The sequence below is a fragment of the Streptomyces sp. T12 genome (assembly GCF_028736035.1).
GTDB lineage: Bacteria > Actinomycetota > Actinomycetes > Streptomycetales > Streptomycetaceae > Streptomyces.
Map to the genome: position 1 here is coordinate 10,093,566 of NZ_CP117866.1, position 12,576 is coordinate 10,106,141.

The 12,576-nt window shown below is 67.3% G+C and carries 7 protein-coding genes; 3 read left to right on the forward strand and 4 right to left on the reverse strand.

Annotated features, from left to right (window positions below; genetic code table 11):
* Nucleotides 1-273 precede the first annotated feature (273 nt).
* Together PBV52_RS45275 and PBV52_RS45280 are read right to left on the reverse strand one after the other, a co-directional pair.
* Nucleotides 274-1,608 (reverse strand): hypothetical protein, encoded by a 1,335-nt coding sequence (locus tag PBV52_RS45275; RefSeq protein ID WP_274247322.1) that lies wholly within the window; start codon nt 1,606-1,608, stop codon nt 274-276.
* A 150-nt stretch (nt 1,609-1,758) separates the two neighbouring features.
* Nucleotides 1,759-3,975, reverse strand: a complete 2,217-nt coding sequence (locus PBV52_RS45280; RefSeq protein WP_274247324.1) for a CRISPR-associated endonuclease Cas3'' — start codon at nt 3,973-3,975, stop codon at nt 1,759-1,761.
* A gap of 219 nt (nt 3,976-4,194) precedes the next feature.
* Between PBV52_RS45280 and cas5c the strand changes: the two genes are divergently transcribed.
* The 3 genes from cas5c to cas7c are packed head-to-tail and all read left to right on the forward strand — an operon-like array spanning nt 4,195 to nt 7,725.
* Entirely contained in the window at nt 4,195-4,965 is a 771-nt protein-coding gene (cas5c, locus tag PBV52_RS45285) for a type I-C CRISPR-associated protein Cas5c (protein WP_274247326.1), read from the forward strand.
* A gap of 1 nt (nt 4,966) precedes the next feature.
* Nucleotides 4,967-6,802 carry a type I-C CRISPR-associated protein Cas8c/Csd1 gene (gene cas8c, locus PBV52_RS45290; RefSeq protein ID WP_274247328.1) on the forward strand — a complete coding sequence of 612 codons (1,836 nt, stop codon included), beginning with the start codon at nt 4,967-4,969 and terminating at the stop codon, nt 6,800-6,802.
* Between the two features lie 53 nt (nt 6,803-6,855).
* Nucleotides 6,856-7,725 carry a type I-C CRISPR-associated protein Cas7/Csd2 gene (gene cas7c / locus PBV52_RS45295; protein WP_274247330.1) on the forward strand — a complete coding sequence of 290 codons (870 nt, stop codon included), beginning with the start codon at nt 6,856-6,858 and terminating at the stop codon, nt 7,723-7,725.
* Nucleotides 7,726-8,309: 584 nt separating this feature from the next.
* On the opposite strand, the gene PBV52_RS45300 is transcribed toward cas7c, so the two are convergent.
* Complete coding sequence (locus PBV52_RS45300; protein ID WP_274247333.1) at nt 8,310-8,591, reverse strand: hypothetical protein; 282 nt, start codon at nt 8,589-8,591, stop codon at nt 8,310-8,312.
* Between the two features lie 2,863 nt (nt 8,592-11,454).
* Entirely contained in the window at nt 11,455-11,736 is a 282-nt protein-coding gene (locus PBV52_RS45305; RefSeq protein WP_274247334.1) for a hypothetical protein, read from the reverse strand.
* Nucleotides 11,737-12,576 lie beyond the last annotated feature (840 nt).

Consider the following 12,576-nt stretch of genomic DNA (forward strand, 5'->3'; position numbering starts at 1 on the left):
CGCTCCCGGTAATGATGGCTCCGAGTACCTGCAGCGCAACCCCGGCGGAGACCCATCCCATCCGCCCATCGTCCTGGCCACCGAGTCGGTGACAGCGACAGACACAGGTGTCACACACGGTGTATCTCATAAATGACCATCTGCGAGAGTTCCGCGAGAGCCTCAAAGTGATCATGTTTCCGCAGGTCGGGTTGGAACATTGCTACAGCGGTTAACGCTAGGCCGGTCTTCGACATGCGGATGCCCGGGGAATCGCCGGCCTCCCGCAGCCGCTCAGCACATCGATGCCGCATTAGCTGTCACGTCATCGGAGTCGAATATCACGGCGGTATCAACGTCTACATCCACAACGTCATGTACCGCGGGCGCTTGGACAGCGTCGTACACATCGTCAACGTCAACGACGACCGGACGGGAGGAAAGCCCGGGCTGATCCGTGAACCATTCGCCCACCAGGTCCATGACGTCGTGCAGAGCCGCCAGCGGAAAGTACTCAACCCCCCGGGTGGACAGCCATCCTTCCGTGTCGAGTCCGTCCAGGACGAACCTCTCCAGCGCTCTCGCCATACCGATGGGCAACCCTGTGATCCGTAGATGCTGCGCGGTCAGTCCGTCCTCGGCGTGCTGCCGGAGCCTGTTATAGCCGCCCCCGGAGCTGATGCCGGGCTTCACTGTGTCCTCGCCAGTCGCCGTGTCCAATCCGCTCACGACGTAGTACACGTCGTGGGGTGGGACAGCGCCGCCGTACATCCCCGGGGGACATTGGGGGCAACCATGCTTCATCTTGTTCGGGATCAGGACGAACTCGTGCCCGGCGAAACAGACCGCCTGGTGGGGGCGTGACGCTGCTATCCACTGCGACTCGAGCACAGTGATGCCGAGGTCTTTGGCTCTCTCTGAGAGCTCCTCGAACTTGGCCAGCTTGTTGCAGGTGCCGCAGAAGTCTGGGCGGATGGCCTGACGCCCGTCCCAGCTGTCCACGTAGAACGAGTGCGAGTGGCCGCGACGGCATCTGACGTCGACGGCGTTGCGGTACTCCTTCACCACGGTGGATCGAGTCTCACGGACGACCGCCTCGACTTTGGCGAACCCTTCCGCGTACGCAGCAGTTTTCCGACAGTCTGGGCACAAGGTGTCGACGGGCTCACGCCGCCAGGTCCTCGCGTGGGCCCCGGTTGTCTTGAAGTGGTGTCCCTTCGAGCACTTCGCCGCGAATACGACATGGCCGTCCCCGGACTCGTCTTGCTCGTCCGTGGCGGTCAGTTCTATACCCTCGGTCTTAGCCACCGACTTCAAAACGGCCAAACACTCCGCAACCCAGCCGACGTTGCGGCACTTCTTACACCACGGCTCGTTCGGGTCCATCCCGAAGGGCTTGCGGGTGGACAAGACGTCCCACGCGCGGACTGCGAATTCGTGACCGGCACTACACGTAACATCCGTCCAGCCGACCAGGCTGCGCTCCTCGTCCAGCGTCCACGCCTGTCGTCGGCATGCCTGACGGAACAGGTCCATCAGTGCGTTGATGTGGACGGCGGCTTCCGTGCTCACGTCCGAGGGCTCCGGCTGGTTGCTCGTCATGCGGGTTTCTCTCTCCTTGTCCGTCATCACGCGCGCTCCAGGTAGCGGTAGATGGTCGGTTCCCGAACACCGGCAATGGACCGTCCTCCGCTGCGGGTTTCTGCTACGAGGTGCGCTGGCGCGGGCACAGGGTCGGCGGCTTGTCGGCCGGGTTGGCAAGCATCCGGCGGACGCGCCCTACTTGGGTGGCTCGATTCCTCGTTGCGGGTGATGGGGGCCGGTCCACTCGTACAGGTCACCGGCGATTTCGACCGCGTGACCGGCGCTGATCGCTGTCTCCAGTTCCTTGTGAGGGAGCGATGCCATGTGGTCCTGGAGGGCGCGGTAGGTCTCCGGGGTCGGCACTCCGCCGCGGAGTTGCCCGATGGCGTCCCGGGCGGCCTGCTGGTCCTCATGGGTGAGCTGGGAGCGGATGACGACGACGGCCACGGAGTGCTCGTTGTCGATCATGCGCATTCTGCGGGCGACTTCCGGATAGTCCAGGTTCTCTCGCAGTGCCTCGATGACTTCTCCGGTGGCTCCGTCGGGATCCGTGGAGGAGCGTCCGGCCTGGAGCTGGTAGCGGTGCTGGTAGTAGGAGCGCAGGGTGTCCAGGTCGTCGGGGGCTGCCAGTTCCTTGCCGAAGCGGCGGGATGCTGCGGCGATGCCGGACCGGTTGTAGATCACTTGTGGCTGGAGTCCGTCGGTCGGTTCGAAGACGGTCAGGACGCTGTCTTCGGTTGGGCGGTGGCCTTCGCGGTTGATGCGTCCGGCGGCCTGCTGTTCGGACTCCGGCAGCGACCGGGCGCGGAATCCGTGCGGGAAGTCGAGGTCGACGCCGGCCTCGATCAACGACGTCGACACCAGCAGCGTGCCCAGGCCGGCCTCCAGGCGTTGTTTGGCCGTCTGGATGGTCTCCCGGCGGTGACCGCCGGTCATGCGGGTCGACAGGTGCAGCACGCCGGGACTCTCCCCGCGGCCGTCGAGCCACGTTTTGTGCACGTGGCGGGCATCCTTGGTGCCATTGACCACGACCAGGGCGTCGGTGTGCTCTGCAGCCTCGGCAGCGATGCTCCCAAGCGTCACGGCTGGGCCGGTGCGCCACTCGTACCGGACCCGGCGCAGTCGCTCGAACAGAGGTGCGGGGTTCGCGACGATCTCGCGCTGCGGCAGTCCGGTCTGCCAGGGGTTGAGCGCGGAGAGTTCCGGCTGGGTCGCCGAGGACAGCACCAGGGTCACGCCGTAGTGCTCCACGAGCTCGCGCAGCCCGGACAGGATGGGTGTCAGCAGGTTGTCGGGGAGGGCCTGGACCTCGTCCAGGACGAGGACGGAGTTCGCGATCCGGTGCAGTCGGCGGGTGGCCGAGGGGCTGTTGCCGAAGAGGCTCTCGACCAGGCGGACCGTGGTGGTCACGATGAACGGGGCGTCCCAGTTCTCCGCGGCCAGTTTCGCCCATGGGTTGGGGCGGTGGGACGTTTCGAAGGTCACGGCGGAGTGGTGTTCCAGGACCGTCCGCGGCCCGTGCTCGGAATCCAGCAGTCTGCGGTAGACCGCCGCGTTCTGTTCCGTGATCGAAATGAACGGGACCGCGACGATAACGCGCCGCAGCCCGTGCAGGGCGGCATGACGGAGCGCGAAGCCTCCCCCAGTGAACGTCTTTCCCGCACCGGTCGGCAGGTGCAGCCGGAAGACCCCGGGCTTGCCGGCGGCTGCCTCGACCGCCTCCCCGTAGATGTCCTCGCGGAGCCGGTCCAGCCATGAGGGAGCGCCGCGGCGTCGGCGCTCGGCAATCATCTCCCGGCGGCGGTTCTCGTACCGCTCCCACAACTCCGCCATGCTCACGGCCCTTTGGGGGTGCGTGCCGGGTCTGAAGTGGGCGGCGGTGTCGAGCCGGTCCGCGTCGACCACGGCCGAGTACGTCATGCGGACCAGCATCTCCACACTGGTCCGGTTGTGCGGGTCAAGCCAGTTGGGGGCAGCCGGACAGGTTCCGTCCAGGATCTCCGGCATGACCCTGGCGACGCGGCTGATCGCCTCGTCCACCTCTGCGGAGTCCCGCATCAGGGCCTTGAGCCGGACCTTGAGTTCCGACCAGGCGGGCAGGCCGGTGTGATGTCCCTCGATCACTCCGGCGAACGGTGTCAGCACCGGATGACGCCGGGCCGCCTGGGCGAACAGGAACGCCCCGGCGTCATGGTGTGGAGGGCGGCGGACCTTGCGGCCGGTCGTGGCCTCCTCGATCAGCCCGTCCTGCCAGGCGCACGCGCCCTTACCGGTGTCGTGGTCACGTCCCAGTCGGCAGGCGAGGTCTCCGCCTCCCCAAACGTCGGCGAAGCCGCGGGCCAGCTCGCCGGTGCCGCGGGCGTGGTCTTCGTACCAGTGCCAGACGCCCCGACGGCCGGGTGAGTGGGCCACGAGCCTGCCTTCCGGAACCGGCGCGGGCCCACTTAACGGGTCAACTACCTTGTCTTCAGGCATATTTGACTTCCTGTCGGTTATACGCTGAGATCCCAGCACACCATCACATTCACCGCGATCTGCCCTGCGTCTGTCGTGGATCGCGATGGCGCCACGACGCTAGCGGCCAGCACTGACAACGGGCCGGTTCGGCCGGTGCATAAGGGAGGAAGACGCATGATGACGGGGCATAAGCGGCAGCGCGGGGAGAGGGCTGACCGGCCCCTTTATGTGCAGGTGGAGGCGTGGGGCCCGCTGGCCTGCTTCACCCGCCCGGAACTCAAGGTCGAACGGGTTTCCTACCCGACCATGACCCCCTCGGCAGCACGCGGGCTGCTGGAGGCGATCCTGTGGAAGCCGGAAATCGCCTACCGCATCGAGCGGATCGAACAGCTCAAGCCGGTGCAGTGGACAACCTTCCGGCGCAACGAGGTCAACAACTCGGTCATTACCAAGAAGACCTACGAGGATCTGCGCGCCAACTCCGGCTACCGCTACGACGTCGCCGAGGACCGCGGGCAGCGCGTCACCGTCGCCTTGCGTGACGTCGCCTACCGCATCCACGCCACGATCAACGCCACCGACCGCTGCACCGCGCCGCTGCCGAAGTACCGCGACCAGTTCGACCGCCGTCTCCAGCGGGGTGCCTGCTTTGAGCAACCCCACTTCGGCTGCCGCGAGTTCGCCGCCTTCTTCGGGCCCCGCGGATCAGCTGAGGGAGCCGGCGCCGTCACCCCCGCCGACCCGGCAGGCATCCCCCCGATCGACGAGATCGGACTGATGCTCCACCACATCGAGTACCTGCCCAAGGGCCAGGAGCGCTACCACTGGTTCCGCGCCCGCCTCGAACGCGGCGTCCTGCACGTCCCCGACCGCCCGCTCGATGCCGCCCAGGCGGACGGGATGCCCGGGGCCGAGGGACGTGCCTCTGCCGAAGGGGCGGCCTGACGTGCTTCTGCACAGCCTCGTCCAGCACGCCGACAGCCGCGAGGACGCTGTCCCCGACTACTACCAGCGCCGCCCGGTCATGTGGCAGATCGACCTGTCCAGCAGCGGCGACAGCGAGCCGCTGATCATCGATCTGCGCCCCGCCAAGGGGGACAAGCCACGGCAGGTCACCGCCCCCTACACCGGCCGCTCCGGTACGACCCCGCCGCCGTTCCTGCTCACCGACAGCGCACTGTACGTCCTGGCCCATCCCGGCCTGGTCAAGCAGCCGGATGGTGAGAAGGTTCCGTCGACCAGCCCGAAGGACATCACGAAGGCCCGGCAGCGGCACGCCGCCTACCGCGCGATGGTGACCTCTTGGTGCGACGAACACCTCGGCCTTCCCCAGGCCCGCACCCTGGCCGCGTGGCTGGACAGCTACACGCCCGGCTGCTGGCCGGAGGGGATGGACCAGGCGCACCTCGTGGCCATCAGCGTGGACGGCGCATGGATCCACGACCTGCCGCAAGCCCAAGACTGGTGGGCCCAGAAGGTCAAGAGCGCCAAGAGCGGGAAGCCGGGCAAGAGCCAGGAAGGCATCTGCCTCGTCTGCGGCGAGAGGGGATCCTTGCTGTCGACGCTCCCGGTGCCCGTCAAGGGTCTGCCCAACTCCGGGATGAACACGCAGCTGATCTGCCTCAACCAGCCCGCCCACTACAGGGCCGGCATCAAGCAGCTCGGCGCCACCCCCGTCTGCGTGACGTGCGGAACCAAGGCCACCACCGCCCTGAACACGCTGCTGGCTGACCCCGAGCACCGCACGTTCGCTGGCGACTCGGCCATTGTGTGGTGGACCCGCGACCCCGCCACCGAAACCGACATGTGGACCCTGGACAACCCCGACCCCACGGAGGTCGCCCAACTCATCGACGGGCTCAGCCACCCGCGCAAGGGACGCGATGCGCGGGCCGCCCTCGACGAGGACGCCTTCCACGCCGTCACCCTGAGGGTGAACACCAACCGGGTCATCGTCGCCGACTGGATCACCATCCCCGTCCCTGACCTCAAACAGCGGCTCGGAAGCTGGTTCGCCGACCAGCAGACCTGGGACGGCTGGACCGACACCTACCTCTACTGGTCGGTCTGGCGCCTAGCCCTGGCCGCCGCCCGCTGGGACAAGCGGAAAAACAAGTACATCGACACCACCGTCCCCGCACATCTACAAGCCGACCTGGCCAAAGCCGCACTCCACGGCACCCCACCGCCGGCCCACCTCCTGCCGGTCCTCATGCAGCGCATCCGCGCCGACCACCACATCGACCGACCCCGCATCGCGCTACTGCGCCTCGCTATGACCCGTACGACCACCCGTCACAAGGAGCTGTGCATGCCCCAGCTGAACATCACCTCGACTGAGCCCGGATATGTCTGCGGGCGGATCATGGCCATGCTCGAAGCAATCCAGCGCAAGGCCATGCCCAAGGTCAACACCACCATCACCGACAAGTACCTCACCACCGCAGTGGTCTCGCCCCGAGCCGCCCTCACCCGGCTCCGCATCGGCGCACGCCCCCATCTGCGCACCATCGCCCGGACGAGCGAACCCGCGGCGAAGGCCATGGAAAACCGCATGCGGGAAGCCTTCGACCTGCTCGATACCCTCCCCGCCCACCTGAACGCCGAGCAGCAGGCCCTGTTCATCCTCGGCTACGAACACCAACGCGCCCACTCCGCACGAGCCGCCGCCGAAGCCATCAAGGCCCGGGAACTCGGCAAGGAACTCTCCGGCGAGCAGGCAGCCGACGCCCTCCCCGAAGCCGCCGAGGAAACCAGCAGCACGGACAGCACCCTCGGCTAAGCCCCACCATCCCACAACCACACCACCAGACACGGAAGGACACCAACGCAGCTATGACCGCCGCACACCTGGACCCCACCCGCAAGCACGACTACGTCTTCCTCATCGACGTCAAGGACGGCAACCCCAACGGCGACCCCGACGCTGGCGGCATGCCCCGCATCGACCCCATCACCAGCCAAGGCTTCATCACCGACGTCGCCCTCAAGCGAAAGATCCGCAACGCCATCACCCTCGCCCACCAAGGCCAGCCCGGCTTCGAGATGTACGTCGAGGAGGGCGTCGCCCTCAACCCGCAGATCCAGCGCGCCTACCACGACGGCGGCGCCAAGGAAGGCGAGACCGCCACCGCCCAGCAGTGGATGATCCGCAACTTCTACGACGTTCGCCTTTTCGGCGCCGTCATGTCCGTCGGCGACCAGAAGAAGCACGCCGGCAAGGCCCGCGGCCCTATGCAGCTCACCTTCTCCCGCTCCATCGACCCCGTCACCCCGCTCGAGGCTGGCATCACCCGCGTCGCCCCCAACAAGCCCGAAGACATCGCCAACGGCAAGGTCACCGAGATGGGCAACAAGCACTACGTGCCCTACGGCCTCTATCGCGGCCACGGCTTCTACTCCGGAGCCCTCGGCGCAAAGGCCGGCGTCACTTCTGAAGACCTGGCCGCCTACTGGCAGGCCATGACCATGATGTTCGACCACGACCGGGCAGCCTCCCGAGGCGAGATGGCTATCCGCGGCCTGTACGTCTTCTCCCACGACGACGCGTACGGGCGAGTCCCCGCTCACAAGCTGTTCGACCGGATTCGCGTCAAGCCGCTGGGCCACAGCGAGGCACGATCCTGGGACGAATACGCCGACCGGATCACTGTCGACCAGGACGGAATGCCCGAGGGCGTATCCCTCACCAGCCTGATCGATTGATGCTGATCCTGAATCACAACATCGGCTGACGCACCCCACCGCCGCGAATAGCAGCTAAGCGCAACTCCTGAGAGTTTCGACGGAATTTGGGTAGCCGCGTTGTAGTGGTCGCTCCGCCGGGCGCCCGAGAATCGCAACCACTCCGGCCGGTTGTGCGGCGAGGGCCCGTATCCGCGTGGCGGTCGTCCTCCGGGCGGCCGAGGATCGCAATCGGATGTTCGAGCCGCACGAAATCGGCCGGGCAATGGTGGCGGTCGCCCTTCAGGACGGCCGGGGATCACGACTGCACGGTTGTGTGGGACATGTGCTGGTGGTTGACCTGCGGCGATCGCCGTGCGGGGCGGCCGAGGATCGCAACGTCGTTGACGACAACGCCGACTCATACCCGAAGATAGTGACGGTCGCCCTCTGCGGCGCCCGAGGATCGCAACCAGTACGGGATCGCTCCCGTGAGATCGAGGGCGGGCGGTCGCCTTCCGGGGCGATCGAAGATCGCAACATGGCCGCGATCCCGTGTGGACCGAGCCGACGTGGCGGTCGTCTTCAGGGCCAAGGGCCGCAACCTCGGACTCCACCGACCGATCTCATTCCTCGACGGCATGGCGGTCCCCCGCCGGGACGACCGAGGATCGAAACCACTTCGGCCAGATGGCGCTGAAGACGGGCACGTTGTGGCGGTCGTCCTCCGGGGCTGCCGAGGATCGCAACATCTGGGTCGAGAAGCGGAACTTGCCGACCTCGACGGTGGTGGTCGCCTTCGGGCGACAGAGAACCGCAACAACTTGCCCGCCACGAACAGCCCGCCGCGCTGGATAGAGCTGTTCGTGACCATGGTTCCCCACCCGGGCGTGGCGGTCGCCTTCCAAGGCGACCGAGGATCGCAACTACGGATCCAAGCCCCACACGCTGAGCGGGGTGACCTTGGCGGTCGCTTTCCGGGGGTGACCGAGGGATCACAATGCCGTGGCACCGTGACTGTACACGCGGCGGAGGCGTGCGGTTAGCCTTCGGGGCGACCGAGAATCGCAACATCGAAGACGCCACACCCGACGAGATCGCCCGCGGTGGCGGCGGCTCCTTGGGACGACCGAGAATCGCAACTACATGGTCGCCGGGTCGATCTGGACGGTCGGCAAGGTGGCGGTCGCCGCCCTCCGGGTGATGGAGGGGCGCAACTCCTCGACGTCCAGGCTGTACAGGACGGGGAACACGTGGCGGTCGCACTCCGGGCGGACCGAGGATCGCGACCGGTACTGCCGGAGGCACCAAAGGGCCCCGACTCGGGTGGCGGCCGCCCTTCCGGGCGACCGAGGATCGCAACGACTACCTCGTGACGCGAGGCAAGGTCGGCATGCTGGTAACGGTCGCCCTTGAGGCGGCCGAGGATCGCAACACCGAGTCCTTCGAGGACTACTGCACCCGCATCAGGTGGCGGTTGCCTTCGGGGCGACCGAGGATCGCAACACGTAGACCGGGCCTACTCACCGCGTGTAGACCTGGTGACGGTCGTCTTTCGGGGCATCCGAGGATTGCAGCAATGGGCAGGACCGGCACACTGCCATCCAGCTCATCGTGGTGGTTGTCGTTCGGAGCGACCGAGGATCGCAACTGGGTGCCGGTGGTCTGCGCCGAGGCGAGGAAGCTGGTGGCGGTCTCCCTTTGGGGCGACCGAGGATCGCAACATCGGTGACGTACCGGTCCACTGGGCCGGGCTCCTGTGGCAGTCGGCCTCCGGGGAGACCGAGGATCGCAACGACATGGTGGCCTCGTCGACCACTAGGACGTCGACGCGTGGCGGTCGTCCTCCAGGGTGACCGAGGTTCGCAACTGGGACTGGGTCTGGACGCTCGAAGACCTCGGAACGTGGCGGTCGCTCTCCGGGACGACCGAGAATCGCAACGGGTACCTCGCCCCCTGCTCGTGGCGGTCGCCCCCCGGGGCGTCCGAGGATCGCAACACCCACCATCTCGACCTGACGCTGATCGGCGAGACTCGTGGCGGTCGCCCTCCAGTTCGGCCGAGGAGCGTAACGACCTCCGCCTGCACCCACCCGGACACCTGTACCTGTGGCGGTTGGCCTCCGGGGCGACCGAGGGTCGCAACAACCAGCTCGTCGCGGCGCAGGCCACCGAGGCCAAAGTGGTAGTCGTCCTCCGGGGTGGCCGAGGATCGCAACTTCATTGAGCGGCATGTCCGCCGGCAGTGGGTCGACGTGGCGGTCGCCCTCCGGGGCGATCGAGGATCGCAACGCCGAGAAGCGCCTCCACATGGAGTCCCCCTCCACGGTGGCGGTCGCCTTCCGGGGCGACCGAGGATCGCAACTTCGGGGTGTCGCAGTCACGGAGCCGGGGCTACTGGGTGGCGGTGGCCCTTCGGGGCGACCGAGGATCGCAACAACGACCGGCTGTACATCCGCGCCGAGATCGAGACGTGGCGGTCGCCCTGCTAGGCGACCGAGGTTCGCAGCGTCAACTACATCTGGCCGGCGAACGGCGACCCGAAGGTGTCGGTTGCTCTCCGGGGCGACCGAGGATCGCAACGACGACACGGTCACTCCCGGCGGCGGCTCGGTGGCGGTCGCCCTCCGGGGCGATCGAGGATCGCAACCGCACCTCGCGGTACGGGACGAGGAGGTCGTCGCGGTGGCGGTCGCCCTCTGGGGTGACCGAGTATCGCAACACCGCCATGGGTGTGGCCATGATCGACATGGTGGAAGTGCCGGTCGCCCGGCGGGGCGGTCGAGGATCGCAACTGCTCATCAAGCGAGACACGCCCGTAGCTCACGCAGTGGCGGTCGTCCTCCGGGGCGACTGAGGATCGCAACAAAGAGGTCCACCGCCTGGTCGACGGGCTTACGCAGCGGTCGCCTGCCGGGGCGATCGAGGTTCGCAACGTGTAGTACCAGTCGCCTTTGCCGCAGTAGACCCGCGTGGCGGTTGCCCTCTGGGGCGTCCGAGGTTCGCAACGCCCGAGAGCGGGTGGTGTGGGCGGCCCGGCACGGGGTGGCGGTCGCGCTCCGGGGCGTCCGAGGATCGCAACTACCTCAACCCTGAACACGAGACCTTTCTGTGGCGTGTGGCGGTCGCCCTTCGGGGTGGCCGAGGATCGCAACCTGCCGGTCACGGACGAAGTGTTCGAGGATGAGGCGGTGGCGGTCGCCCTCCGGTGTGACTGAGGATTACAACAAGGCCGCAGTCGATGGCCTCGTCGACGCGGGCCTGTGGCGGTCGCCCTCCGGGGTGACCGTGGATCGCAACACGGCGGCCGGGCTCGGCACGCGCCGTGTCCCACCGGTGGCTGTCGCCCTCCGGTGCGACCGAGATTGCAACATCTCGATGTCCCCCGGGTCGGGACGCCCCTCCGAGGGGTGGCGGTCGCCCTCTGAGGCGACTGAGGATCGCAACGGGGTGCCCGGCACCGGCTTGGCCGGCGCGGGGAAGTGGCGGTCGCCCTCCGAGGCGACCGAGGATCGCAACAGCGACGGCTCCAGGATGTCCGTCGTGTTCAGGCCGGTGGTGGTCGCCCTCTGGGGCAACCGAGGATCGCAACCTGACTCTCCCTCGCACACGCCTCTCCAGGAGACGCCCGTGGCGGTCGTCCTCTGGGGCGACCGAGGATCGCAACGGCGTACTGTTCTGAGTGTCTAGTCCAGAACGGAGTGTGGCGGTCGCCCTCCGAGTGACCGAGGATCGCAACGTCAATCCCAAGGGTGGTGCGACCACCACCACGCTAGTGGCGGACGTCTTCCGGGGTGACAGAGGATCGCAACATCACGCGGCGGGCACCACGCACGCCGTTCCCGACGAGGCGGCGGTCGCCCTCCGGTGCGGCCGAGGATCGCAACATCGTGTCGTCGCTCTGCAGCATCATGGCATTGAGGGTGGGGTCGCCTTCCGGGGCTACCGCGGATCGCAACGACGCCGCGCTGCGACGCTGGGCTGCCGAACGCCCCGTGGCGGTCGTCCTTCGGGTGACCGAGGATCGCAACTGCATGAGTTCCATGTCGCTCATCTCCAACGACGCGAGTGGCGGTTGCCCTCCGGGGTGACCGAGGATCGCAACTTCTTGGTCTTCGCGCTGAAGTAGACGTACACGTACGTGGCGGTCGCCCTCCAAGGCGACCGAGGATCGCAACGATTGCAGCTCGCTGGTTCAGTACGCGTACCGGCCGTGGCGGTCGTCCTCCGGGGCAGCCGAGGATCACAACTGGTTTGTCGTCCTCGACGGCGACAACTTCCAGCGGGGTGGCGGTTACCCTCCGGGGCGACCAAGGAGCCCAATGTCTGCACCCTGGGTTACCGCTACGCAGGCGACGACGTGGCGGTGGACCTCCGGGGCGACCGAGGATCACAACACGGTGGCGGGCAACGACGCTAGGCGCCGGATCCGGGTGGCGGTCGCTCTGCGGGGTGACCGAGGATCGCAACGAGATGACCCAAGAGGAGTGGGTCACCATGCAGGTCGGTGGCGGTCGTCCTCCGCGACGACCTGAGGATCGCAACTGCACGACGAGAACGGCGAGCCGGGCGGCGACCTAGTGGCGGTTGTCTGCCAGGGTGACCGAGGATCGCAATGTGATACTCCAGAGCTACCATCAGGTCGTGCGGGCGTGGCGGTCGCTTTCCGGGGTGACCGAGGATCGCAACTATGCCGTTGGGACATGCCGAGCGCCCCCGCTCCGGAGTGGCGGTCGCCCTCCGGGGTGACCGAGGATGGCAACGGCGCGTCCCGGGTGGAACCGGTGACGGCCCTGGTGTGGCGGTCGCCCTTCCGGGCGATCGAGAATCGCAACTATGTCTTCAAACGACCCGCGGCGTACGCGGGCTTGTGGCGGTCGCCTTCAGGGTCGGC

What these genes read in the sequence shown, in the direction of transcription:
- PBV52_RS45275 (WP_274247322.1), bottom strand. Translation starts at nt 1,608, where the DNA reads ATGACGGACAAGGAGAGAGAAACCCGCATGACGAGCAACCAGCCGGAG.
- cas5c (WP_274247326.1), top strand. Translation starts at nt 4,195, where the DNA reads ATGATGACGGGGCATAAGCGGCAGCGCGGGGAGAGGGCTGACCGGCCC.
- cas7c (WP_274247330.1), top strand. Translation starts at nt 6,856, where the DNA reads ATGACCGCCGCACACCTGGACCCCACCCGCAAGCACGACTACGTCTTC.
- PBV52_RS45305 (WP_274247334.1), bottom strand. Translation starts at nt 11,736, where the DNA reads ATGAGCGACATGGAACTCATGCAGTTGCGATCCTCGGTCACCCGAAGG.